Annotated in this window: 18 protein-coding genes, 1 tRNA gene and 3 rRNA genes; 12 read left to right on the plus strand and 10 right to left on the minus strand. The window is 44.0% G+C overall.

The window, feature by feature from the left end:
- Nucleotides 1-82: 82 nt before the first annotated feature.
- Nucleotides 83-1276, minus strand: coding sequence for a class I SAM-dependent rRNA methyltransferase (locus PQR79_RS16320; protein ID WP_238107376.1), 1194 nt, complete (start codon nt 1274-1276; stop codon nt 83-85).
- A 404-nt stretch (nt 1277-1680) separates the two neighbouring features.
- On the opposite strand from PQR79_RS16320, the gene PQR79_RS16325 reads away from it, so the two are divergent.
- From PQR79_RS16325 to PQR79_RS16335, 3 genes are all read left to right on the plus strand, one after another.
- On the plus strand, nt 1681-2856 hold the full coding sequence (locus PQR79_RS16325) for a porin (RefSeq protein ID WP_238107375.1): 1176 nt from the start codon (nt 1681-1683) through the stop codon (nt 2854-2856).
- A 122-nt stretch (nt 2857-2978) separates the two neighbouring features.
- Nucleotides 2979-3503 carry an FMN-binding protein gene (locus tag PQR79_RS16330; protein WP_274408571.1) on the plus strand — a complete coding sequence of 175 codons (525 nt, stop codon included), beginning with the start codon at nt 2979-2981 and terminating at the stop codon, nt 3501-3503.
- A 20-nt stretch (nt 3504-3523) separates the two neighbouring features.
- The gene (locus PQR79_RS16335) at nt 3524-4282 is read left to right on the plus strand and encodes a PepSY-associated TM helix domain-containing protein (RefSeq protein WP_274408572.1); all 759 of its coding nucleotides are present in this window, start codon (nt 3524-3526) and stop codon (nt 4280-4282) included.
- A gap of 112 nt (nt 4283-4394) precedes the next feature.
- Here PQR79_RS16335 and PQR79_RS16340 read toward each other — a convergent pair whose 3' ends face one another.
- On the minus strand, nt 4395-5546 hold the full coding sequence (locus PQR79_RS16340) for a PA0049 C-terminal domain-containing protein (protein ID WP_238107372.1): 1152 nt from the start codon (nt 5544-5546) through the stop codon (nt 4395-4397).
- 162 nt (nt 5547-5708) lie between these two features.
- Between PQR79_RS16340 and PQR79_RS16345 the strand changes: the two genes are divergently transcribed.
- Both PQR79_RS16345 and PQR79_RS16350 read left to right on the plus strand, forming a co-directional pair.
- Complete coding sequence (locus PQR79_RS16345) at nt 5709-9329, plus strand: hydantoinase B/oxoprolinase family protein (protein ID WP_238107371.1); 3621 nt, start codon at nt 5709-5711, stop codon at nt 9327-9329.
- Nucleotides 9330-9374: 45 nt separating this feature from the next.
- Nucleotides 9375-10604, plus strand: coding sequence for an Nramp family divalent metal transporter (locus PQR79_RS16350; RefSeq protein WP_238107370.1), 1230 nt, complete (start codon nt 9375-9377; stop codon nt 10602-10604).
- A gap of 43 nt (nt 10605-10647) precedes the next feature.
- On the opposite strand, the gene PQR79_RS16355 is transcribed toward PQR79_RS16350, so the two are convergent.
- The 5 genes from PQR79_RS16355 to PQR79_RS16375 all read right to left on the minus strand — a co-directional run bounded on the left by PQR79_RS16355 (nt 10648) and on the right by PQR79_RS16375 (nt 15289).
- Nucleotides 10648-11169 carry a winged helix DNA-binding protein gene (locus tag PQR79_RS16355; RefSeq protein WP_238107369.1) on the minus strand — a complete coding sequence of 174 codons (522 nt, stop codon included), beginning with the start codon at nt 11167-11169 and terminating at the stop codon, nt 10648-10650.
- 278 nt (nt 11170-11447) lie between these two features.
- Nucleotides 11448-13049, minus strand: a complete 1602-nt coding sequence (locus PQR79_RS16360) for a methyl-accepting chemotaxis protein (RefSeq protein WP_238107368.1) — start codon at nt 13047-13049, stop codon at nt 11448-11450.
- Between the two features lie 458 nt (nt 13050-13507).
- Complete coding sequence (locus tag PQR79_RS16365; protein ID WP_238107367.1) at nt 13508-13729, minus strand: DUF2061 domain-containing protein; 222 nt, start codon at nt 13727-13729, stop codon at nt 13508-13510.
- Nucleotides 13730-13928: 199 nt separating this feature from the next.
- Complete coding sequence (locus tag PQR79_RS16370) at nt 13929-14843, minus strand: 1,4-dihydroxy-2-naphthoyl-CoA synthase (protein WP_238107366.1); 915 nt, start codon at nt 14841-14843, stop codon at nt 13929-13931.
- Nucleotides 14844-14941: 98 nt separating this feature from the next.
- Complete coding sequence (locus PQR79_RS16375) at nt 14942-15289, minus strand: hypothetical protein (RefSeq protein ID WP_238107435.1); 348 nt, start codon at nt 15287-15289, stop codon at nt 14942-14944.
- Nucleotides 15290-15365: 76 nt separating this feature from the next.
- On the opposite strand from PQR79_RS16375, the gene ccoG reads away from it, so the two are divergent.
- From ccoG to PQR79_RS16400, 5 genes are all read left to right on the plus strand, one after another.
- Nucleotides 15366-16793, plus strand: a complete 1428-nt coding sequence (gene ccoG, locus PQR79_RS16380; protein WP_238107365.1) for a cytochrome c oxidase accessory protein CcoG — start codon at nt 15366-15368, stop codon at nt 16791-16793.
- A gap of 538 nt (nt 16794-17331) precedes the next feature.
- Nucleotides 17332-18874 (plus strand): 16S ribosomal RNA (locus tag PQR79_RS16385).
- 549 nt (nt 18875-19423) lie between these two features.
- Nucleotides 19424-22317 (plus strand): 23S ribosomal RNA (locus PQR79_RS16390).
- Nucleotides 22318-22455: 138 nt separating this feature from the next.
- Nucleotides 22456-22571, plus strand: a 5S ribosomal RNA gene (gene rrf, locus PQR79_RS16395).
- The 16S, 23S and 5S rRNA genes sit together here with 1 tRNA gene alongside, the layout of an rRNA operon.
- A 104-nt stretch (nt 22572-22675) precedes the next feature.
- Nucleotides 22676-22752 (plus strand) — tRNA-Asp (locus PQR79_RS16400).
- 201 nt (nt 22753-22953) lie between these two features.
- Here PQR79_RS16400 and rbsK read toward each other — a convergent pair.
- Together rbsK and rihA are read right to left on the minus strand one after the other, a co-directional pair.
- Nucleotides 22954-23865, minus strand: a complete 912-nt coding sequence (rbsK, locus tag PQR79_RS16405; RefSeq protein ID WP_238107440.1) for a ribokinase — start codon at nt 23863-23865, stop codon at nt 22954-22956.
- 51 nt (nt 23866-23916) lie between these two features.
- Entirely contained in the window at nt 23917-24849 is a 933-nt protein-coding gene (gene rihA, locus PQR79_RS16410; protein ID WP_238107441.1) for a pyrimidine-specific ribonucleoside hydrolase RihA, read from the minus strand.
- Between the two features lie 241 nt (nt 24850-25090).
- Here rihA and PQR79_RS16415 point away from each other — a divergent pair, with 241 nt between their 5' ends.
- Nucleotides 25091-25342: a YkgJ family cysteine cluster protein gene (locus PQR79_RS16415; protein WP_238107442.1), complete on the plus strand. Its 252-nt coding sequence runs from the start codon at nt 25091-25093 to the stop codon at nt 25340-25342.
- A 35-nt stretch (nt 25343-25377) separates the two neighbouring features.
- Nucleotides 25378-25833, plus strand: a complete 456-nt coding sequence (locus PQR79_RS16420) for an Rrf2 family transcriptional regulator (RefSeq protein ID WP_238107443.1) — start codon at nt 25378-25380, stop codon at nt 25831-25833.
- On the opposite strand, the gene PQR79_RS16425 is transcribed toward PQR79_RS16420, so the two are convergent.
- On the minus strand, nt 25808-26566 hold the full coding sequence (locus PQR79_RS16425; RefSeq protein ID WP_238107444.1) for a divergent polysaccharide deacetylase family protein: 759 nt from the start codon (nt 26564-26566) through the stop codon (nt 25808-25810). The two genes, PQR79_RS16420 and PQR79_RS16425, sit on opposite strands and share 26 nt — an antisense overlap.
- Nucleotides 26567-26676: the final 110 nt, after the last annotated feature.

The raw sequence follows: 26676 nt of genomic DNA on the forward strand, positions 1-26676 counted from the left end.
AAGCACACCATAAGCCTATTAAGCTAGAGGGGGTAAATGTTTTAATTGTTAATGTCATTGACTTTAAAGTAATTAGGTTTTCTTACCAAACCCTGGCAACCAGACCTTTAAGATAATAACCTTCAGGGAATGCACTGCTAATAGGGTGGTCACTTGCTTGATGCATACGCTCCACAAATTGCACCTCACGCTTGGCATCTAATGCGGCGTCAGCGACTACTTTTTGGAATAGATCTGACTGCATTAAGCCTGAACATGAGAAGGTGAGTAATATTCCACCAGGGTTAAGTAGCTGCATGGCAATCATATTAATGTCTTTATAACCACGACATGCGCCATCTAACTGTGATTTATTATCAGCAAACTTAGGCGGGTCAAGCACGATGACATCAAAGGTTTTTCCTTCATCTCGGTATTGGCGCAGTAGCTTAAATACGTCGGCTTCGTTGTAATGTACATGGTCATCATTAAGATGATTTATGGCCATATTGTCACGCGCCGTTTGCAGTGCTAAACCTGACACATCGACGTTTTCAATACTGGCTGCGCCCGCTTTAGCGGCGTATAAACCAAACGTGCCTGTGTAACAAAAACAGTTGAGGACCGATTTACCTTTAACGAAACGAGCCGCCATTGCGCGGTTGTCACGTTGGTCTAAATAAAACCCGGTTTTATGGCCTTTAACCACATCGACCGCGATTTTTATGCCGTTTTCTTCGATGATGACAGGCATAGGAGGCAATTGACCGTACAGTAAACCGACAACTGGCGTTAAACCTTCTTTTTTACGAGAGTCGACGTCGGAGCGTTCGTATACGGCGCAATCAGGGTATTGCAGTACAAGTTGTTCCACAATGGTGTCACGCCACTTTTCGGCGCCAGTGCTGAGTAGTTGGCATACTAGTACATTTGCATAGCGGTCAATGGTGATACCGGGTAACCCGTCTGACTCGGCGGCAACTAAACGGTATCCGGTAAGCCCTTGTTCAATAATCAGTTCATCGCGCCCGGCTTGGGCACGTTTAATGCGTCTTGCAAAAAAGTCGCTGTCAATTTCTTCTTGTTTATCGAAGGTCCATATTCTGACTTGAATTTGCGACTCGGGTGACCAAGCACCACGACCTAACCAGCGTCCATCGTGAGCCACAACATCAACGGTATCTCCGGCTTGAGGTTTGCCGCCATTGACGTTGTGAATGCCGTTGGAAAAGACCCAAGGGTGACGACGATCGAGTGAGCGTTCACGACCGGGTTTAAGTTTAATTCTGATAGCCATGGTGTTGCCTAATGTCGATAAAAAGTGAATAACGTTTTCGCAATGCTACTCATCTTTGCCATTGTGAACGGGCATTTTATATTGATGAAATTAGCGTATGCAATGTGTGCTGATCATAGCGTGTTTTGCCTGTAAAAACCTGACAAATAATTAAATTAACCTCAATTATTCGGTTTGTTGTTAGGGCGGTTAAGGCAATTTATTTTTGGCTGCGAGTTGAGCATTTGAATTGCGGTTGAGTTGTTGCAGCAAGGTGTTAATTGTTTTGATTACGTGATCTGCGTCACTACGAAGCTTAATGATAATAATTTGTATTAACATGATCAGTGTGTATAATCCGCACACCTTTACACTCGTTTACATAACTTTACGATATTATTCACATTGACCTATCAGGATAAAAAATGAAAAAAACGTTAATTGCGGCGACTTTATTAAGCCTGTTTTCTAGCCAATACGCTACGGCATCTGACGACACAACCGAATTACGCCAAATCATTGAGCAACAACAAAAAGTATTAAAAGATCTTGAGAAGCGTCTTGAGCAAACTGAAAAACGCGTAGAGACAACTGCTGATGTTGTTGAATCAACAGCATCTAGTAAATCTGCCACTACCATTGGTGGTTACGGTGAATTGCATTACAACAACATTACCGATAACAAAACGGGTAAAGATAAAAAAGAATTCGATTTCCACCGTTTTGTATTATTTGTTGGCCATGAATTTAATAGCACAACCCGTTTTTTCTCTGAACTAGAAGTTGAACACTCACTTGCTGGTGAAGGTAAAAAGGGTGAAGTTGAGTTAGAGCAAGCTTATATCGAACATGATTTTAATGAGATGCTTACCGGTAAAGCGGGTCTATTTTTAATGCCAGTGGGTATCATTAACGAAACTCACGAACCAGATACTTTTTATGGTGTAGAGCGTAACCCCGTTGAGAAAGATATTATTCCAGCAACATGGTGGGAAGGCGGTTTAACGCTAAATGTTAAAGCGGCTCCTGGTTTAGCCTTTGACACAGCAGTGACCTCAGGTTTGTATTTAGACCAAAGTTCGGGTTACAAAATCCGTAATGGTCGTCAAAAAGTATCTGAAGCCAAAGGTGAAGATTTAGCCTACACCGGCCGTGTTAAGTACACTGCCGTACCTGGTTTAGAGCTTGCTGCTACTGTTCAATATCAATCTGACTTAACTCAAGGTGAAGCTGCGGTTGATACAGCCTCTGCAACCTTGTTAACGGCACATGCTATTTACAGCATTGAAGACTTTACCGTTAAAGCGTTATATGCACAGTGGGATATTGATGGTAAAGAAGCTGAAGCATTAGGTCGCGACAAGCAAAATGGTTTCTACATTGAACCATCTTACCGTATTAACGAGCAGTTTGGGGTATTTGCTCGTTACAACGAGTGGGATAACAATGCTGGTGACAATGCAGAAACAAAGAAAAAGCAAACTAACCTAGGTGTGAACTACTGGCTACACGAAAACGTAGTGTTTAAAGCTGACTTTGAAAGAATCACAGGCGCAGCAGATTCAGACGGCTTTAACCTAGGTGTTGGTTACCAGTTCTAATACCGATAAAGGTTAACGACATTGATTCGTTAAATGTCGATTATCGTTAAAATGGGTGTCAACAGTAATAGTATATTGTCGGCACCCTTATTTTTATGATTGTTTACGGATGGTATGTACCAATGTTTCGTTCAGCGTTAGTGTTTTTTATATTGTTATGTCTAGGGTGTTTGTCAACGCATCGCGCGCTGGCAGCGACTCAGTATCAGTCAAATGATGCGTTTATCAGTCAGGCATTTAACGGCAATAGCGGTGAAGCTAAGGTATTATGGCTAGATGATAATTTAAAACACGCGGTAGAGGCTATTTTGGCGCATCGCTTTAATAAAATGCGTGTGCGATACTGGCAACATAACCATGAAACGGTGTGGATTATGGATGAGATAGGTAAAGAGTCGCCGATCACCGTAGGTATCCATGTAAAAAATCAGCAAATTGCGCAAACTAAAGTGTTGGTATATCGAGAAAGCCGTGGTGATGAAGTTCGTCATGATTTTTTCACCGATCAATTTAAAGCCGCTAAGTTAACTGAACAACATCAGCTTGATAAACACATTGACGGTATTACTGGTGCGACGTTGTCGGTCCGAGCGCTAACCAAACTTTCGCGTATTGCACTGTTGCTTGATGCCCATATCAATCAATAAACCATGTTAAGCAGGTTAGTGTGACAAAACCCTCTAGAAACAGTCTACGAATTCAATTTTTACGCATACTCCGGCCTTGGCATCGTCGCTTGGGCTTGGCGAGTGCGTTATTTATTTTAGTGTTAACCTTAACGGGTGTGGCCATTAATCACAGCGACGATTTTGGGTTAGATAAAACCGGTGTAACCCAGGCATGGTTGTTGGATTATTACGGCATTGCAGCACCTAAGCATGTCGCTCAGTTTGGTGTTTCCCCTTCAGCTTTATACATTACCGACAACCTATTGTGGCAAAACCAACAAATGATGTTAGAAGCTGCCGACACTCTGATAAGCGCGGCTCGCACCAGTAATATGATCATCGCGATAGACCCGCAGCAATTATATTTGTTTGATAAGCAAGGCCAGTTACAAGAAACACAAAATCGCAGTACAGGGCTGCCGTCTGATTTGCTTGGGCTTGCGGTTGTGGATGATCGAGTTTGGCTTAATACAAAAAGCGGTGTGTACCAAGCCGATGAGCAGTTGATTGACTGGCAACATGCCACATTACCTGTTGGGTTTCATTCTTGGGTGAGTGCAAGTCGTGAGACTGATGGGGCGATAATTAATTTGGCCCGCAGTGCCAATTTGAGCTGGCAACGGGTGATGCTTGATTTACATAGCGGGCGCCTGTTTGGTCATTTAACAATATGGCTCTGGGACTTGTTTGCCCTAGCATTGTTAATGGTTTCATTAAGCGGCTTTTGGATTTGGTTAAAACAAAAACCGCCAAGATAAATTAACACGATTAACCGGTAAGCCAATACCTGCTCTCACCGGGTGTTAAAAAGTGAGTTTGTAAGCGTTATTTGTTTAGGCGATAACGCTTACAGCAATACACATCCTTTCTTTATAGCGCGCTTAATGAGTGTGCCAACATAGACTGTATTTGCTCAACAATTTGTTTTTCGATTTCGGGCTCGTACTGCTGTATACGTGGGGTATGAATATGCCCTGTAGGAATGGTTGAGTTAAGTTGATTTCGTAAACGAATACTGCGGTAAGATATTTCATTGGACAAGTATCCCCCACCAGAGCCATTAACGGCTATTTCTTTGTCTAGTTCAGCGAGTGAGTTTGGTTTATGTGTTTGCTTGTTAAGGCTGGTCACTTGATGATTGTCGATGACGTTATAAGGGCCTTTTGCTTGCTGCATTTGCTTAACTGGCAGGCTAAATTCAACAAATTCATCACCGGGCAACGGCCTATCGTTAAGTTTTGAAATAATAGGCTTTGTTTCAGTGCCACCAGCAATCACGTTGAGATTGTCTGGTGCGGTAACGCTACGTCTTTTTCCTGGAAAACGTTCTAAATCAAAGTGCTCTCGACCCATACTCACAGTCACAATCATGTCGACATTATTAAGAGCATAGTATGGCGCTAGGATTGATTCGATTAATCCTTGATCAAAGTCGGCATATCTAACGGGCACTATCACGGTATTAATTTCTGCTGTGATGCCATTGAGTTCAATAATTTGTCCGTCAAGTGCGATAGCAGCAATGCCTGATGGGTTGCTTTGGTTGATATTTTTATCAAGTAAAAAGGGGTCAAAACCCGTAAGGAGAATTTTTTTATGGGTCTCTTGCGTGTACAGCAGATCGTGTTGGCCTCTTGAACCTTGTTCTAATATCTCCAGCAGTGCCTGGCGTTGGCCGGAGGTTATTTCAAATACAGGTTGTACGCTTCTAATCACTTTGCTTGATGCAAGCCGAGTCCAATAAAGCGGTCTGTCATCCATTTTTGGGGCATTGCGCAGTTGCTTTTTGGCCCGTTGCCAAAGTTGATGTGAATACTCTGTCACTAGCGCTGATGCGGCATCAAAAGAGGCGGCTTTTTGTAAGGCCAACTGAAATGCTTTGGTCTCGTTGCTAAACACATTAGTGACGGCTGGGTGCGCGGCTTGCATTTTTTCAATGCGTAATTCTTCAACAGTAAGATCGGCTGCTAGAGTGCTAGTGCTTAAACTGATTAGGCTTAAAAAGAATAATTTTTTTAACATTTTTAGTTCTTTCAAGTTTGAGGTAGGTGCTTGAATTTCACACAACTGGTATTACATGTCAATATGATAACAACATAACGTTGATGATTTGTCATTGTGGTGTTATTTTTTAGTCAGTTCTGTTTATAAGTCGTTATGGATGTCATGCCATTTGGGAGTGTTATGAGTAACAATAATTTGATATCACCATCACAAGGACGGTGGCAGTTTTGGATAGACCGAGGTGGTACTTTTACCGATATTGTTGCTAAAGATCCTGCAGGCACGCTGCATACTAAAAAGCTGTTATCTGAAAACCCTGAAGCATACGCAGATGCTGCACTGCAAGGTATCCGCGAGTTTTTAGGCATAGATAAGCATGACCCTATCCCTGCGGAGCAAGTGAAAGTGGTCAAAATGGGCACCACAGTTGCCACTAATGCGTTGCTTGAGAAAAAAGGCGAGTCTACTGTGTTAGCCATTACTGCAGGGCTTGGTGACATACTTGAGATTGGCCATCAAGCTCGCCCCAACATTTTTGCGTTAAATATTACCAAGTCACCGCTGTTATACTGTGATGTTATTGAAATAACTGAACGTGTTCTTGCCAATGGTGATGTTGAAACTCCCCTTGATGACACCCAAGCCCGCCAGGCATTTAAGCAGGCTTATGATAAAGGCTATCGCTCAATTGCGATTGTGTTGATGCATGCTTATCGTTTTCCTGAACATGAACAAACTCTTGCGCTTATAGCAAAAGAGATTGGGTTTACCCAAATATCGACTAGCCACGATGTCAGCCCACTGACAAAAATTGTCCCCCGTGGTGAAACCACCGTCGTTGATGCTTATTTAACGCCTATTTTAAGAAAGTACGTTGACCGAATAGAGTCGGCAATTAGCAATGACAACGAACAGGGTAAATTGTTGTTTATGCAATCGTCTGGTGGACTTACTGATGCAAGTAAATTTAGAGGCCGAGATGCGATATTGTCAGGCCCTGCTGGTGGCATAGTGGGCGCAGTACACACGGCAAAGCTTGCTGGGTTTACTAAAATGATTGGCTTTGACATGGGCGGCACGTCAACCGATGTGTCGCACTACGCTGGCGAATACGAAAAGGTATACGAAACCGAGGTTGCAGGTGTGCGCATGCGCGTGCCTATGATGTTTATCCATACGGTTGCCGCGGGTGGTGGTTCGGTGTTGTCTTTTGATGGCAGTCGTTTTCGCGTTGGCCCAGATTCGGCGGGCGCTAATCCCGGGCCTAAGTGTTATCGCCGTGGCGGTTTGCTTGCCGTTACTGACATTAATGTCTGTTTAGGTAAGGTTCAACCTGATTTTTTCCCGCATATTTTTGGCCCTAATCAAGATCAAGCCTTAGATCAACAAGCCGCATTTGATGCCTTTGTCGACATTGCCAATGAGGTCGCCGACGGACGCAGCGCCGAACAAGTCGCCCAAGGCTTTTTAGACATAACCATTGAACACATGGCACAGGCGATTAAGAAAATTTCGGTTGCCCGTGGTTATAATCTTGCGCAGTACGTTTTAAATTGTTTTGGTGGTGCAGGTGGGCAACATGCCTGCTTGGTAGCCGAGCGGCTCGGCATGGATAAGGTGTTTTTGCATCCCTTTTCTGGGGTGCTGTCGGCTTATGGCATGGGGTTAGCCGATATCAGTGTTGAGCGTCAAATCGTCTTAGAGCAAGTATTAAGTGCGACGATGATGGCTGAATTACAAGACAGTATTGACGAGCTTACCGCGGCGAATGTTAGCGAATTAATTGAGCAAGGCTTAGCTGCTGATGAAACGACCCATACCGCTTGGGCACAGCTAAGGTACAAAGGCACTGACACTAGCCTTAAAGTGTTGTGCGCCGACCATGAATTAATGCGTGAAGAGTTTGAGCATAACCACAAACGCCAATACGGTTTTATTATGTTGGATAAAGCCATTATTGTTGAAATGGCGGGGGTATTATCTTCTGGCGGCGGCGAGGGCATCGCTGAGGCAAAAGCGAGTCATAAAACCACCGCTAGCCCTGAGCATATTGCGTTAAAACCCATGTATTCAAAAGGGGCGTGGCATCAAACTCCGGTGTATAACAGCGCTCAACTCAGTTACGGCCATCTGATTACTGGACCTGCCATTATTATTGAGCCAACAGGCACCATTATTGTGGAGCAAGATTGGCAGGCTGAAGTGACCCAGTATGGGCATATTATTTTAAGCCACATTAATCAGGCCCAAACAGGGGCTGCATTAGCGGTTAAGTCAGATCCTGTCACATTAGAGATTTACAATAATCTGTTTATGTCGATTGCCCAACAAATGGGTTTTGTGCTGCAAAATACGGCTCAATCGGTCAACATAAAAGAACGGCTTGATTTTTCGTGCGCTATTTTTGATAAAACCGGCAGCCTGGTGGCAAATGCCCCTCATGTGCCAGTGCATTTAGGTTCAATGGACTCCAGCGTTAAGGTGATTATTAACAGCGGGCAAACCATTAACCCTGGTGACGTGTTTGTACAAAACAATCCTTACAATGGCGGCTCGCATTTACCCGATATTACCGTGATTACGCCAGTATTTGATGCAGACAATAAACAAGTGCTGTTTTATGTGGCCAGTCGTGCCCACCATGAAGACATTGGTGGTATAGCGCCAGGGTCGATGTCGTCACTGGCTAAAACCATTTATGAAGAAGGCATCGTGCTCGATTCAATAAAACTGGTAGACCAAGGCGTGTTTTTACATGATGTCATTCAGCAAAAACTCAGTGAAGGCCCATACCCTGCGCGTAATATCGAACAAAATATTGCCGACTTAATGGCGCAAATTGCGGCTAACAACACTGGGGTTAATGAGTTATTGAAGCTGGTGGATACCAATGGCATCGAGTCTGTACATGCCTACATGGGCTATATTCAAGACAGCGCCGAAGAAGCCGTAAGGCAGGCCATTACGTCACTTAAAGGCGGTCAATTTACCTATAAGATTGATTCGGGTGCAGTGATCCAAGTTGCAATCACCGTTGATAAAAATAACCGTAGTGCCACCATTGATTTTAGCGGTACAAGCAGTCAACAACCGTCAAATTTTAATGCTCCACAAGCGATTACTCATGCGGCGGTATTGTATGTGTTCCGTTGTTTAGTTAACGATGATATTCCGTTAAATGCAGGCTGCATGAAGCCGCTAAATGTGATTGTGCCTAGTGGCTCTATGTTAAACCCAGAGTTTCCTGCCGCTGTGGTCGCGGGCAATGTTGAAACCAGCCAAGCGGTGACCAATGCGTTGTTTGCCGCCTTAGGTGCACTTGGTACGAGTCAGGGCACCATGAACAACCTCACATTTGGTAACGCCAAATATCAATATTACGAGACAATTTGTTCGGGTAGCCCTGCAGGTAACGGGTTTAATGGTACCGCTGCTGTGCACACACACATGACCAATACGCGCATGACCGACCCAGAAATTATGGAGCAACGCTACCCAGTGGTGTTAGATGAGTTTTCAATTCGTCGCGGCTCAGGTGGAAAAGGGAAATGGGATGCTGGCGATGGTATTTATCGCAAAATTCGATTTAACGACACCATGGTGTGTTCGATTTTATCTGATCACCGAGTCACTCCGCCTGTTGGTGTATTAGGTGGTGAAGACGGTCAACTAGGCCGAAATTGGGTAACCCGCAAAGATGGCTCGATTGTTGAGCTTGGTGGTTGCGGACAGGCTGAAGTACATTGCGGTGATGCTGTGAATGTGATTTCTCCTACAGGTGGCGGTTTTGGTAAGCGGTAAAGCTTATTGGTATTTGCAATTAACGCTTAATAAAAGGGATGTGCCATGTTTGCGAAGTTAAAAAAAATCGGTCCTGGGGTAGTGGTTACTGCCGCGTTTATTGGCCCGGGTACGATTACCGCCTGCACATTAGCAGGGGCAAAGTTTGGTTATTCACTGCTTTGGGCGTTAGGTTTTGCGACAGTAGCGACCATTATTTTACAAGAGATGTCTGCGCGACTCGGTGTGATTACTCAAAAAGGACTGGGTGAAGTGCTGTGGGACGCGTTGCAACACTCTATTTTTAAATGGCCGCTGTTTTTACTGATTATGGTGGCGCTTTACATTGGTAATGCAGCGTATGAAGGAGGTAATTTAGCGGGCGCGGCACTTGGCATTCAAGCCATTGTTGGCGAAAGTGGCAGTATCTATCAATTGTCTATCCTGATACTCAGCGTCATCGGCGCGCTTATTTTGTGGCGTGGCAGCTATAAGCAAATCGAACGAATATTGATATTTCTTGTGCTGTTGATGGGCGTTTCATTTGTGGTCACATTCTTTGTGGTTAAGCCCGATTTACTAAGCATAGTCAATGGCTTATTAAGTCCAAGTATCACAACGGCTAATCTGCTAACGGTTATCGCGTTAATCGGTACCACAGTGGTGCCTTATAACTTATTTTTACATGCATCGGCAGCCAAAAGTCATTGGAAAAATGCAGCACAACTTGGTGAGGCAAGAGTTGATAGCGTTATCTCTATTGGCTTGGGTGGTGTTATCGCATTGCTTATTGTATCTACTGCTGCGGCCAGTATGTTTGCGCATGGATTAGCGGCAAATGGGGCCGCTGATATGGCCAAACAGTTTGAGCCGCTATTTGGGGTGTATTCTAAATATTTGTTGGGAATGGGCATGTTTGCTGCGGGCTTAAGCAGTGTGATAACGGCGCCGTTGGCAACCAGTTATGCTATTTCTGAAATTTTGCGAATTGAGAAAGGCACTGAGTCTAAAGTATTTAGAGGGATCAGTTTAAGCATTCTGTTGATTGGCGCATGTTTAGCTTTGACGGGCATAAACCCTATCGAGATTATTGTATTGGCTCAATTTGCCAATGGGTTGTTATTACCTATTGTGGCCAGCTTTTTATTGTTTGCGATTAATCATAAAAAACTATTAGGGCAACATACTAATGGGTGGTTGTCTAATACTCTTGGGGTATGTGTGGTGATTTTTACTACCTTTTTAGGGGTTAGGATGGTGGCCCATTCAATGGGGTTTTCACTTTTCACGTCTTAATAAAAAGGAAAATGAGGTAAGGTTTACCTCATTTTTCTTAATGCTAAAGGGTTGCTGCGGCTCGTGCGGCTTGGTCGTAAATACCGGATAACGAACGTAAAACAGAAGCCATTTGCGACAACTCCTCGGCATTTTGCTTTAATCCAGACATAGACGAAATCAAGCATTCTTCTCTAATTAGTCTGTATTCTTCACACAATGCATTACCTTGCTCTGTTGTGGCGTAATACATTTCTTTACCGCGTTTGGTGCCTGTGATTAGCGATAATTTAACCAATTTTTTTAACGAGTAATTAACGGTATGTGTGTCTTCAATGTTTAACATAAAGCAAATATCGATACGGCGCTGAATGTTGTCTCTATTGTGAATGTTATGCAAGGTCAGTACATCCACAGGGCTAAGGTCATGACAACCCGCAGCGGCGGCACAGCGAACGATCCATTTGGTAAATGCGTTATAAAAAACCGTTAATCCCAACTCGACTTCAGATAATGGCCAAGCCTCGCTATTGGCTAAATGCTTAGATGACACAATTTTGCGTTTTTCATTCAGTTCTGAGGTCATATAACTATCCACGTTGAAGTAAGGCGTATCGGTAATCGGTTGCTTTTAAAAACGAATTATTTGGCAATCAGTTCGTTTGAGTCAGTTTACTCTAATTTGTTTAAAATCAATAATACCAACTCTGGTCACTATGTTTAACCTAAACTTAATTCGTGTTTAGCGAGCGCTTGTTTGGTCATTAGACAATATGGCTCTGCAAGTATTGTTAATGGTCTCGTTAAGCGGTTTTTGGATTAGGTTAAAACAAAAACCGTCGAGATAAGCTATGAATGGAGTGCTTAGCGTTCAAACTGATCAACAGTATCACTGAGCTTGTTGGCCAGATTGCTCAGCTTACTGCCGGCCTCACTAATTTGTTCATTCCCCTCTGATACTGTTTCACCCAATAACCTGAAGTCTAGCACTTTACGTTTAACCGTATTAGCTTGTTGCTGCGAGGCCTGTGCTAGCGTGGCGGCCTCTTGGCTGATGGTTGCCAGTGATAAAATGGTTTGTCTGCTTTGCTCTAACGTTAATACCAACTGTTTAGCAAGCTCTACTGACTCTTGAGCCTTTTGTTGATTTGATGACATATTGCCAACGGCTGATTGAATTGAGTCGACAATATTGGCCAGCATGGTGTTAATTTCTACTGTTGATTGGTGCGTGCGTATCGCTAATGTTCTAATTTCATCGGCGACTACCGCAAACCCTCTACCTGACTCTCCTGCGCGAGCCGCTTCAATGGCTGCATTTAATGCCAACAGATTAGTTTGTGATGCAATTTCAGCAATGGTTTTTACTACATTTGACACTTGTTTACCTGAGTTTTGCAAAGTCAGTAACATGCTGGCGGTGGTTTCAATATCATCCGCTAATTCGTCAATACTATTGGCGGTGTGTTGTACTTCTTGCTGCCCAGCAGCCATGCTTTGTGCACCTTGTTGAGCAGAATTCGATGCACTTTGAGAGTGCTCGACACTTTGCTCCATGTGCTGTTCTAGTTGCGACATCACTTCGACTAAGCTCACAATAGAATGTTGTAGTTCATCTACAGATGCAGAAGATGTTCCTGTTGTATGGCTCAACTGTGCCACTGTTTGGCTGATACTGGCGATAGCGTCATGTACGTCGTTCATGCCTAAGCGGAACACCTTGATTAAGCCATTAACGCTGGTGGCCACATTACTAATTTCAATAATGCACTCATCAGATAGCTGCGCTTTTAGATTGCGGTTTTGAGCAATTCTAGTTAGGTCGTTTGAGAGTTGTTGGATCGGGTTAGCTATTTGTTTTTGTGCCGCTAAATAAGCACCAATGGCGACTAACACCATAATCCCAACCAGTACGTAAATTAGTAACGTATTATCACCGAGTTCAGTTTGGATGTTGATGGCGTTTTGGCTGGCTTGCATTGAAATATCTTGCGCTAGACCATCGAGTTTATCTTTTAACTCATTAGCACTGTTATTTAATAAGCTCAGTTGTTCACGAGCTTTATCCCAGTCAACAGATTGTTGGTTCATCGTTGATTCAAGGGCAGATAAAGCCGCATACAAGGCGTCAATTTGTGATATTTGCGGCGTGGATATGATGTTGTTGAGTTGCTGATATTGTTGGTTGAGGTTCTCGCTAAGCAGGCTTTTTTGTTCACTAAACTCACTTACGTTAATCGTTGTGCCGTAAAGTGAATACCCAATTAACACTAGCTCTTTGGCATGGCTTTGAACCTTAGTAATGTTTTTTAGCGCGGGTAATGTGCCATCCACAAAACCGGCCACTTCATGTTTTACGGTTTGATTGCTGCTACTGAGTAAGCCTGCTGCTATTAACGTCATCATTACCGTGGCAGCATAACCTAACAAAATACGAGATTTTATGGTGTTAAACGCTTCAAGCATAGGGAGTACCTTAGGTTTTTAGGAAGATAAGGGATAAGACCTGACGAGTGAGATTTTATGTTCAGTTGATGGTCAAGTGTAGATGTTTTTATAGCAATATGTATCGGCAGTCTTCATGGCTTCTTTAAAATATAAGAGAACACTTAATCAATACTTGCTATTAACGTTATAAAAGTTGGGTTATGTTGTGGAACAATGGGGAGTATCGCTAAAAGGGCTGTTTCGATAACTTCACTTCAGTATGAAATGTTCACTCTAAAATATAATAATGCCCCATACGCAATTAATCTATGTTCGAGCATAGATTGCAGTATTGATATCTTGGATAACGTTTGTGCAGTTACTCAAGTCGATAAGCTGTCATTGATATAGATTAAACTACCAAGAGTTTAAAAACGTTAAGCACTTAGATCTGTCGTGGTCAGCCACATCATGGTTATCAGTTAACCATGATGTGACTAGCTAGCAAGTTGAGCCGATTTGGCTGATATCTCTATTGAATGAGCTTGTTTAGACTCAATGTTTTTCCATACTTTGTCATGGAAATAAAACACTACGGTATTCACAGCAGGTTCTAATAAGGCAATTGCACCACCGATAACAATGCTACCCGTTAATAAATAGGTAATCGTAAATGCGACACTGAAGTGTAAAATAGCAAAGCTAATAGTCTTTTTCATGATGGTTCCCCCTGTTGATTTAATTAAATGATAACAGTTATCATTATCATGTAAAGAGGGTCGGTTCGATTGTTTTAAATGGTAATTTCGATTAGGTTTTGATTTCTAATCTCAAAATAATAAAGACCCTTAAAAAGGGCCCTTATTTATAGATGGGGTAGCAGTACTCTAGACGCCTGCTTTGTTGATAAGTTAAGTCTTAGTAGTGCCAAGGAAAACGTGAGAAGTCCTGATCACGTTTTTCTAAAAACGCATCTCGCCCTTCCCGAGCTTCTTCGCTTGCATAAGCTAAACGAGTGGCTTCTCCCGCAAACAGCTGCTGACCGACTAAACCATCGTCAGTCATATTAAAGCCATATTTAAGCATCCGCATTGCGGTAGGCGATTTTGAATTAATCTCTTTGGCCCAAGCTAATGCCTCTGTTTCGAGTTCAGCATGTGGAATTGCGCGGTTAACCATACCCATATTAAAGGCTTCTTCGGCGGTGTAATTAAAGCCAAGGAAGAAGATTTCGCGGGCGCGCTTTTGGCCTATCATTTTTGCTAGGTAAGCACTGCCGTATCCAGAGTCAAAACTGCCAACATCAGGGTCAGTTTGCTTAAATACCGCATGTTCTTTAGACGCTAAGGTTAAATCACACACCACATGTAAACTGTGGCCACCACCCACAGCCCAGCCGGGCACAACCGCAATCACCACTTTAGGCATAAAGCGGATCATCCTTTGTACTTCTAAAATATGCAGGCGTCCCATACGGGCGACATCGGGGTGGCCTGCTTCAGCACCTTCGTATTTGTAGCCATCTTTACCACGGATACGTTGATCACCACCGGCACAAAATGAATGCTGACCTTTTGCTGAAGGGCCGTTTCCGGTTAATAGCACGCAACCTACATCAGACCATTGTCTGGCATGGTCTAAGGCAATAAACAGTTCGTCTACCGTTTTTGGGCGAAATGAATTTAAACAATCAGGTCGATTTATCGCAATACGGACTGTACCTTGCGATTTGGCTCGATGATAAGTGATGTCAGTGAAATTGAACCCATCGACAACATCCCATAAGGCTGGGTCAAAGATGTCTGATACCGATTCTGTGTGTGATTGCGTCATAAAAAAACCTAACCCCTATTGTAAATTTTACATAAAGGCTAGGCTTATTTGTTACTTAGGTCAATCTGTTAGCATAAAACCGTTAACTAACTCAGATATCAAATTTTATCGCAAATAAATTGCAAGTTTTCTTTGGTAAACACCGGGTGACGTGCACTGCTATGGCAATATTGATCTTTAAACTCAGTAATAGACTCATTACTGGCAAACACCCCATCTAACTCACGGAGCTCAAGTGTTGATAGCCGTTCTCGGATCTCTGATTTAACTTGTGGTATATGCTTGTCTATTTTAATGATTTTGGTACCTGTCATAGAATCAAGCTTTTTGTCAGCCTTAGTAAACATACTTTTTATGTCATTAATTGGCTTATCAAGCTTGTCAGTTTCGGTCGCGAAATAATAAACAACACCAGCGACTATGGCTAAACCTATCCAACCTCTCATCTTTTTATCCAATAATGTGTTATTACCTATATAATAAGCTAGTTATCGTTCAATATTAAAGCAGTAAGGCTGTAAAATGACGAAAGAATCTAACCCCAAGGATTTCTCAAAACATCAACGTATCAAAATCCATCAACCTGATGCCAGTAAAGCAGACCGTTTCAATCCGCGCAACCGTATTTACGTTCGTGCTATTGATGGTTTATGGAGTAAATTACGTCGCCAAATGGGCTGGGTGGCAATGTCTTTCTTCTTATTACTCCCTTGGTTACCTTGGGGAGATCGTCAAGCTGTTTGGTTTGATCTGTCCCAACAAAAATTCCATGTTTTCGGTTTAACTATTTGGCCACAAGATCTTACCTTACTTGCAGCATTATTCATGATTGCGGCATTTGGCTTGTTTTTTGTCACAACTTACCTCGGCAGAGTTTGGTGTGGCTATACCTGCCCTCAAACAGTATGGACTTTTATCTTTATATGGTTTGAAGAAAAATTTGAAGGTGCGCGTAATAAACGCATAAAGTTAGATCAAATGCCATGGAGTTTCGACAAGTTGTGGCGCAAAACTGCAAAGCATACTTCGTGGATAGTCGTATCGTTATTAACAGCCACTACATTCGTTTCTTATTTTGTACCAAGTAGAGAACTCTACATCGATTTCATTACACTCAATGCAAGTGGTGGAATTTATTTTTGGATTATCTTCTTTACAATAGCTACATACGGCAATGCTGGGTGGATGCGAGAAATCATGTGTATTCACATGTGTCCTTATGCGCGTTTCCAGGCTGCAATGTTCGACAAGAATACCTATATAGTTGGCTACGACTCAGCGCGAGGTGAAACTCGTGGTCCTCGTACTCGAAAGCAAGATCCAAAAGAAATGGGATTAGGTGACTGCATAGATTGTGACTTATGTGTGCAGGTATGCCCAACAGGGATCGATATTCGTAACGGTTTACAATATGAATGTATTAACTGTGGTGCATGTATTGATGCATGCGATAACACCATGGAGCGTATGGGATATGACAAAGGCTTAATTAGTTATACCACCGAAAATAAGCTCGAAGGTGTACAGCAAAAAGTCTTACGTCCAAAGCTGATTGGTTATGGAGTGGTTTTAACAATAATGGTGATGTTATTCATTTATGCTAGTGCCACCATTGCACCTGTCAGAATGGATGTTATCCGCGATCGTAATTCATTATTTAGAGAAAACAACCAAGGTAATACAGAGAATACATTTACATTAAAAATCCTAAATAAAACAGAGCAACCCCAGGAATATGAATTAAGTGTCGAAGGGTTGACCAATGCACAATGGATAGGACCACAACATGTCTCCATTGAAGCTGGTGAGGTTTTAACGTTACCAGTGAGTATTGCAGTAGACCCAATTGAACTTAAAAGAACTATTACCAAGATAGACATTAAAATCACTGCAGAGATTGATGGCAATCCAGTAGAGATAAAACAAGAAACTCGATTTTTTGGTGGCTAGAATCAAGATAAATAGCCAAAAAAGGGACGAATAGTCCCTTTTTTGTTCTTTTCGATTGAAAAAACACCTCTCAGTCATCTTTTTGCAATATTTCTTATTTTTACGCTTGCACAATATTTTTAGCTCCCTATAATGCGCAACCACTGACACGGCAAGCGGCTCACGCCAATGAAGCGTCAGTATGAAGACTTCTTTATGAAGAATTCAGCGCGAAAAGAAAGTTTGAAAAAACACTTGACGCGAAGATGGGAAAGCGTAGAATACGCAGCCCAAGCCGACGACCTAGCGTCCAAGGCGATGCACGAAACACGGCATCAACGCTCTTTAACAATCTAAACAAGAAATCTGTGTGGACATTCACAGGTATTGAGTTATTCGAAATTGTCTTCTTGTTCTTCGGAATGTAGGCAATCAAAAAATTTAAACTCAATGCAACGATGAGTGTTCATAGCAATATGTACAAAAGACTTGTTTCACCTTGGTGAAATAAGCAATCAGAATTCATTGAGCCGTTCGACGTAGTCGAACAAAAAAACTTTAATTGAAGAGTTTGATCATGGCTCAGATTGAACGCTGGCGGCAGGCCTAACACATGCAAGTCGAGCGGTAACACAAGGGAGCTTGCTCCTGAGGTGACGAGCGGCGGACGGGTGAGTAATGCCTAGGGATCTGCCCAGTCGAGGGGGATAACAGTTGGAAACGACTGCTAATACCGCATACGCCCTACGGGGGAAAGGAGGGGACCTTCGGGCCTTTCGCGATTGGATGAACCTAGGTGGGATTAGCTAGTTGGTGAGGTAATGGCTCACCAAGGCGACGATCCCTAGCTGTTCTGAGAGGATGATCAGCCACACTGGGACTGAGACACGGCCCAGACTCCTACGGGAGGCAGCAGTGGGGAATATTGCACAATGGGCGAAAGCCTGATGCAGCCATGCCGCGTGTGTGAAGAAGGCCTTCGGGTTGTAAAGCACTTTCAGTAGGGAGGAAAGGGTATTACTTAATACGTAATATCTGTGACGTTACCTACAGAAGAAGGACCGGCTAACTCCGTGCCAGCAGCCGCGGTAATACGGAGGGTCCGAGCGTTAATCGGAATTACTGGGCGTAAAGCGTGCGCAGGCGGTTTGTTAAGCCAGATGTGAAATCCCCGGGCTCAACCTGGGAATTGCATTTGGAACTGGCGAACTAGAGTCTTGTAGAGGGGGGTAGAATTCCAGGTGTAGCGGTGAAATGCGTAGAGATCTGGAGGAATACCGGTGGCGAAGGCGGCCCCCTGGACAAAGACTGACGCTCATGCACGAAAGCGTGGGGAGCAAACAGGATTAGATACCCTGGTAGTCCACGCCGTAAACGATGTCTACTCGGAGTTTGGTGCCTTGAGCACTGGGCTCTCAAGCTAACGCATTAAGTAGACCGCCTGGGGAGTACGGCCGCAAGGTTAAAACTCAAATGAATTGACGGGGGCCCGCACAAGCGGTGGAGCATGTGGTTTAATTCGATGCAACGCGAAGAACCTTACCTACTCTTGACATCCACAGAAGATTGCAGAGATGCGATTGTGCCTTCGGGAACTGTGAGACAGGTGCTGCATGGCTGTCGTCAGCTCGTGTTGTGAAATGTTGGGTTAAGTCCCGCAACGAGCGCAACCCCTATCCTTATTTGCCAGCACGTAATGGTGGGAACTCTAGGGAGACTGCCGGTGATAAACCGGAGGAAGGTGGGGACGACGTCAAGTCATCATGGCCCTTACGAGTAGGGCTACACACGTGCTACAATGGCGAGTACAGAGGGTTGCAAAGCCGCGAGGTGGAGCTAATCTCACAAAGCTCGTCGTAGTCCGGATTGGAGTCTGCAACTCGACTCCATGAAGTCGGAATCGCTAGTAATCGTAGATCAGAATGCTACGGTGAATACGTTCCCGGGCCTTGTACACACCGCCCGTCACACCATGGGAGTGGGCTGCAAAAGAAGTGGGTAGTTTAACCTTCGGGAGAACGCTCACCACTTTGTGGTTCATGACTGGGGTGAAGTCGTAACAAGGTAGCCCTAGGGGAACCTGGGGCTGGATCACCTCCTTACCTATACGACTAACTCAATACTTGGTAGGCAATAAACTGCATCCGTGCGTTTATTGCACACAGCACATCCATGTGCTTGAGTGTTCACACAGATTGCTTGTTAACTTCTTCGGAAGTAGAGCGAAAACACACCGCGAGCCGGTTAAGTGTWGTTCTTTAACAATTTGGAAAGCTGATAGTATTTAATTGCATGAGTCTGTCATGTGATTAATTACAAATCGTTTGATGCGGCACTTTATTTTAGGTGACGTATCAAACATTGAGTTCTCAAAACACTGTTTAAGTGTCTTGAATATTCTAAAAACTAAGGCGATTTCGTGTGCGAAAGTGCATGAATTATCAAAGTAAAAACCAGCTAGTTGCAATGCAACTCAAGTTTTTCTTATCTTTTGTTTAGGCAAAGGGTGAGCGCAGTTAATCGCTTATTAGGCAAGGCTTGAAGTTGAACGACGAATGAGTGTAGCAGCGCTACATGATTGAAGAGTGAAACTGAACACGCCGCATAATAAGATGAGTAACAAGCGTAAGAAAGACCCATTTGGGTTGTATGGTTAAGTGACTAAGCGTATACGGTGGATGCCTTGGCAGTCAGAGGCGATGAAGGACGTAGTAACTTGCGAAAAGCGTTGGCGAGCTAGTAACAAGCATTTGAGCTAACGATGTCCGAATGGGGAAACCCACTCACATAAGTGAGTATCTGCACATGAATACATAGTGTGTAGAGGCAAACCCGGGGAACTGAAACATCTAAGTACCCGGAGGAAAAGAAATCAACCGAGATTCCCCTAGTAGCGGCGAGCGAACGGGGATTAGCCCTTAAGTCAGTGGGGTGTTAGTGGAATGTGTTGGAAAGCACAGCGGCACAGGGTGATAGCCCCGTACACGAAAACTAACCATTGATGAAAACGAGTAAGGCGGGACACGTGACATCCTGTTTGAATATGGGGGGACCATCCTCCAAGGCTAAATACTCCTGACTGACCGATAGTGAACCAGTACCGTGAGGGAAAGGCGAAAAGAACCCCTGTGAGGGGAGTGAAATAGAACCTGAAACCGTATACGTACAAGCAGTGGGAGCGGTTCTTGAGACCGTGACTGCGTACCTTTTGTATAATGGGTCAGCGACTTACATTTTGTAGCGAGGTTAAGCGAATAGCGGAGCCGTAGGGAAACCGAGTGTTAACTGCGCGTTTAGTTGCAAGGTGTAGACCCGAAACCCGGTGATCTAGCCATGGGCAGGTTGAAGGTTGAGTAACATCAACTGGAGGACCGAACCGACTTATGTTGAAAAATGAGCGGATGACTTGTGGCTGGGGGTGAAAGGCCAATCAAACCGGGAGATATCTGGTTCTCCTCGAAAGCTATTTAGGTAGCGCCTCGTACGAACACCATTGGGGGTAGAGCACTGTTAAGGCTAGGGGGTCATCCCGACTTACCAACCCTTTGCAAACTCCGAATACCAATGAGTGCTATACGGGAGACAGACGGCGGGTGCTAACGTCCGTCGTCAAAAGGGAAACAACCCAGACCGTCAGCTAAGGTCCCAAAGTGTATGTTAAGTGGGAAACGATGTGGGAAGGCTTAGACAGCTAGGATGTTGGCTTAGAAGCAGCCATCATTTAAAGAAAGCGTAATAGCTCACTAGTCGAGTCGGCCTGCGCGGAAGATGTAACGGGGCTAAACATACCACCGAAGCTACGGGTGCATGCCATTAGGTGTGCGCGGTAGAGGAGCGTTCTGTAAGCGGTTGAAGGTGAAGGGGTAACCCACACTGGACGTATCAGAAGTGCGAATGCTGACATGAGTAACGATAAAGGGAGTGAAAAACTCCCTCGCCGAAAGACCAAGGGTTCCTGTCCAACGTTAATCGGGGCAGGGTGAGTCGACCCCTAAGGTGAGGCCGAAAGGCGTAATCGATGGGAAACAGATTAATATTTCTGTACTTCTGCTAACTGCGATGGAGAGACGGAGAAGGCTAGGCTAGCGCGGCGTTGGTAGTCCGCGTTTAAGGTGGTAGGCTGATTTCTTAGGCAAATCCGGGAAATCTTAAGGCCGAGAGCTGATGACGAGTCACTAAGGTGATGAAGTAGTTGATGCCATGCTTCCAGGAAAATCTTCTAAGCTTCAGGTTAGTAGGAATCGTACCCCAAACCGACACAGGTGGTCGGGTAGAGAATACCAAGGCGCTTGAGAGAACTCGGCTGAAGGAACTAGGCAAAATGGTACCGTAACTTCGGGAGAAGGTACGCTCTTGGCGGTGATGAGACTTGCTCTCTAAGCTGCTGGGAGTCGCAGATACCAGGTGGCTGCAACTGTTTATCAAAAACACAGCACTGTGCAAAATCGCAAGATGACGTATACGGTGTGACGCCTGCCCGGTGCCGGAAGGTTAATTGATTGGGTTATCGCAAGAGAAGCTCATGATCGAAGCCCCGGTAAACGGCGGCCGTAACTATAACGGTCCTAAGGTAGCGAAATTCCTTGTCGGGTAAGTTCCGACCTGCACGAATGGCGTAATGATGGCCACGCTGTCTCCAGCCGAGACTCAGTGAAGTTGAAATTGCGGTGAAGATGCCGTATACCCGCGGCTAGACGGAAAGACCCCGTGAACCTTTACTATAGCTTGGCACTGAACATTGAACCTACATGTGTAGGATAGGTGGGAGACTTTGAAGCATGAACGCTAGTTTGTGTGGAGTCGTCCTTGAAATACCACCCTTGTAGTTTTGATGTTCTAACTCTGACCCCTAATCGGGGTTGAGGACAGTGCCTGGTGGGTAGTTTGACTGGGGCGGTCTCCTCCCAAAGAGTAACGGAGGAGCACGAAGGTTGGCTAAGTACGGTCGGACATCGTACGGTTAGTGCAATGGCATAAGCCAGCTTAACTGCGAGACATACACGTCGAGCAGGTACGAAAGTAGGTCATAGTGATCCGGTGGTTCTGAATGGAAGGGCCATCGCTCAACGGATAAAAGGTACTCCGGGGATAACAGGCTGATACCGCCCAAGAGTTCATATCGACGGCGGTGTTTGGCACCTCGATGTCGGCTCATCACATCCTGGGGCTGAAGTCGGTCCCAAGGGTATGGCTGTTCGCCATTTAAAGTGGTACGCGAGCTGGGTTCAGAACGTCGTGAGACAGTTCGGTCCCTATCTGCCGTGGGCGTTGGATGATTGAAGGGAGCTGCTCCTAGTACGAGAGGACCGGAGTGGACGAACCGCTGGTGTTCGGGTTGTTATGCCAATAGCATTGCCCGGTAGCTACGTTCGGAATCGATAACCGCTGAAAGCATCTAAGCGGGAAGCGAGCCCTAAGATGAGTCATCCCTAGGTCTTTAAGACCTCTAAAGAGCCGTTCGAGACTAGGACGTTGATAGGCATGGTGTGTAAGCGTTGTGAGGCGTTGAGCTAACATGTACTAATGACTCGTGAGGCTTAACCATACAACCCAGATGGGTTTTACTGATACTTAGTATTAGAATRRAGCGCTTAARYAGTGTAGAGAAACTCAAACAATCAGCTTTCCGAATTATTATTTAATGCCTAATGAAGAATTGGTGCGTTAAATAAACAATTTTTTGTCTGGAAACCATAGAGCTGTGGTACCACCTGATCCCATTCCGAACTCAGAAGTGAAACACAGTATCGCCGATGGTAGTGTGGGGTCTCCCCATGTGAGAGTAGGTCATTTCCAGACGCCTAATTATCTCGTCAAGAGATGCTCGAAAGAGCAAGTCTCCTAGTGCTGACACACTAGCGACTTAAAAAGCATTTAGCATCCTGCGTAAGCAACTTGCTAAAGGAGCGGTAGTTCAGTTGGTTAGAATACCGGCCTGTCACGCCGGGGGTCGCGGGTTCGAGTCCCGTCCGCTCCGCCAATTACATCGAAGCCTCGTCTAATGACGAGGCTTTTTTGTATGTGAAATTTACCGAATTGAAAAATTGAAAAATTGAATATTGTGGATGTGTAGTTTTCTGCTCTATATAGATGATGCCGTTGAGCTGTCGCGGGCTGGCTTATCATTATGACAAAATGCTTTTTCATCTAGTCGAGGTGCTTTGTTGCACAGAACTAGATATTAATTATTTAGCTGCTCTCGGTATGGAATACTGCTTTGTGCTCCATGACGGGTAACCGCAATCGATGAGGCTTTATTTGCAAAAATGACCGCCTCTTGAATACTTTTACCTTCATCTAATGCCACCATTAATGCACCGTTAAATGTATCTCCCGCCGCGACAGTATCTATAGTGTTGACTCTCGGTGCAGGTATTATTTGCCCTTTACCTTGATCACTGAGATAGGCGCCTTTACTTCCTAGGGTTATAACAACCTTGTTGATGCCTTGTTGATGAAAATAAGCGGCTGCTTTTGAGGCACTTAATTGATCGCTGACCTCAACTCCTGTTAATGCCAATGCTTCTGTTTCATTGGGTGTGATAATGTCGACTAAACTGAGTATTTCTTTACTCAATACCGCTGCGGGTGCAGGGTTTAGTATGTTGATGCATTGATGTTGTCTTGCGAGTTGTAATGCCGCTTGAACACTTTCTAATGATGTTTCTAGCTGAATTAACATATAACTTGCTTGTTCAAATTTAGCTTGCTGTTGTTGAAAGTGTTCTGCAGATAGGTAGGCATTGGCGCCGGGAACAACTCCAATGCTATTTTCACCTTGCTGATTAACAAAAATCATCGCTGTACCAGTGCTTTGATTTGCTATTTGGTAGCATCCCTCAAGATCGATTCCATCTGCAGTCCAAGCGTTACGCATCATTGATGCGTTACCGTCATCACCGAGTGCTGTTATAAAACTAATGGTTTGTTGTGTGTTACGTAAGCGTGAAGCTGCGACAGCTTGATTTGCTCCCTTACCGCCAAGTTCAAGGTGATACTGTTGGCACATTAGGGTTTCACCGGCTTGCGGAAGTTTATCAAAAGTCAGAACATGATCGGCATTAGCGCTACCGACTACCAATAAAGAGCTCATGCTTATCCTTTTTTATCATGTAGATATGTAAATTGACATACCATTCTTGGGTTAGTAATCGTTTAGGCGCTCTACTATAAAGTCGACAAACCCTTCACGGTTTATAGTAAACAGGACTTTGGTATTATGCGGCTTTCCAGTTAATTGATAACGGTCTACAACCGTCATGCCTTGAGTATGTTCGCCTTTGGTTTCAATGCCAACCCAACAATCGACGGTGGTAAATAACGATGGGTTTAACAGCCAGGCAATAGTGCATGGGTCATGCAGTGGCGCTCCGGTAAATCCCCATTTAGGATCTCGATGATAAATCATAAAGAAATCGAGCAACTCGGCAACACATTGAGCAACAGGGTTACTAATGGCTCTTATACGCTCGATATCTTTATCCATGATTTGGGCTTCATGGGTAACGTCAAGCCCACACATTACGATTGGAATGCCTGATTTAAACACCATGTCAGCCGCTTCTGGATCGACAAAAATATTAAATTCAGCCGCAGGGGTCCAATTGCCGACTCCAGCGGCTCCCCCCATTAGTACGATGCTATCAATATTATGATGTAACTCAGGATGTGTTGCTAAAAACAGCGCAATATTGGTTAAAGGACCTGTGGGGACAAGTGTCACAGGTTGTGGGCTGCTTTTTACTTTTTGTGCCATTAATTCAATGGCTGTTTGATCGACTGGTGCAAATGCTGGGTCGGGTAACTTAGGGCCATCAAGGCCAGACTCACCGTGGACGTTATCTGCAATAATTAAATCGCGAGCCAAAGGTTTAGGTGCTCCGGCAGCCACGGGTATATCATGTCGGCCTAGTAAGGTGAGTACGCGTAACGCATTATTTAAGGTTTTATCAGGAGTTTGGTTACCCGCACTGGTTGTTACAGCAAGGACATCAAGTTTGTCTGAGCTTAATGCTAAAATGAGTGAGATTGCATCATCATGGCCCGGATCGCAATCGAGGATAACTGGACGTTTCATTGGTAATTTCCTTATTTTGTAGTGGGTCTACTGTACCACTTTGATAGTTGTCGGTTTAATGCTTGAAAACTGAAAATGTGATCTAATATACGCCGCTATAGTCGTTGTGAAAAAACATTACCGCTAACTTGCCTTAGGTGGTTTGTTGTTTCAATTAATACTGTACGAATAATGTCATTAATCATGTTTATATGACGTTGTTTTTTAAAATAATCTGTAGTTATAATCAGTAGGAATAATTATGAATTGCCGTTTAGGTTGTGGTGCGTGCTGCATTGCCCCCTCAATTACGAGTCCCATTCCAGGGATGCCAAGTGGCAAACCTGCTGGGGTACGTTGTATTCAATTAAATGACGACAATTTATGTAAGATTTTCGGTCAGCCTGAACGACCAGATGTGTGCGCTGAATTTGCTGCCAATATTGATGTCTGCGGTACGACAAATGAGCAAGCTTTATGGTTGATCACTGATTTAGAGTCTTCAACATGTTAATCTGTAGCAATTATTTACTTTGGATACTTTAGATTATGCAACTGACTCGATATACAGACTTTGGTATACGTATTTTAATGTACCTTGCTGTGCAACCTGAGCGCGAAAACTTGTTTCGCATTGCTGAGGTAACGAGTGTATTCGACTTGTCATCTAACCATGTGGCTAAAATTGTTCATCAATTGGGTCGATTAGGTTATTTACACACTATTCGGGGTAAAAGTGGTGGATTTAAACTGGCAAAAACTGCCAGTGAGCTCAACTTAGGCCAGCTGGTGCGTGACTTAGAGCATTCACTCGCCCCCATTGATTGTGAATCGCCATATTGCCGTTTTACCCCTATTTGTAAACTGAGAGGGGTTTTAGCGCAGGCTGTTTCGGCGTATTTGGCTGTATTAGATCAATATACTTTAGCTGATATCGTGGCCAACAAAGACGACCTATTAGCATCTTTACCAGATTTATCTATTTCAGTGTTGCAGTTGGATTAGCCTGACTTGTGGTGGCAATATTGATGTCATCAAACAATTGTGATGTTTGAACTAGCACAATGCCATTGGCTTCTAAACGAGCCAAATTTGTACGTAAGAATCGAATCGTTTCAGGATAAGGATGAGCAATAGCAACTAACTTACCTTGCTGTTTAGTTCGCTCTATTATCAGGTTAAATTGTTTTTCTAACCCACGCTGGCTAACGTCATTATCTAAAAATACATTTCTTCTTAACAATGGAACACCCAATTGATTGGCGGTATCGCTTGCCTTGGTATATTTGGTTGTCACACTGTCGACAAAAAATAATTGTTGTTGCTTTAAACTTTGCATGACCCAAAGCATCGGGTCGTCCATTTGGGTTAATAGGCTTCCCATATGGTTATTAGCTCCTTTGGCGAAAGGGATACTATTGAAGGCTGCTTGTAATTGTTGCTTTATTTGCGTTTCGCTCATTTCATTGGTTAATCCGCCAGGACCTAAGGCTTTACCGTTCAATGCTTGCATGGGCAGATGCAACATGATTTCGTGGCCTTTTTGGTGGCCATCATTCGCCAGTTTTTGGCCGAGCGGAGTATGAGGGAGTACTGACAAGGTGATATTTGCAGGCAATGTTAATGCTGCTTCGTCAGTGAGTCTATAACCAATATCGTCGATGATAATGGCTAGCTTGGCGGCGTTTGCGGGTAACAAACCGCATAAGTAAATGAAAAAAATTAATAGAATTCGCACAGTTTAGCTTATCTTTTTATGAGTTATTGTGTGTTGTTTATATCATGCTAACAAACCGATTATAGGCATACTTAATGGACTTGATACAGTGCTATTTGGGCTCAGAAGTC

Origin of the sequence: Shewanella metallivivens (assembly GCF_028750675.1) — a bacterium.
GTDB classification, from domain to species: Bacteria; Pseudomonadota; Gammaproteobacteria; order Enterobacterales; family Shewanellaceae; genus Shewanella; species Shewanella metallivivens.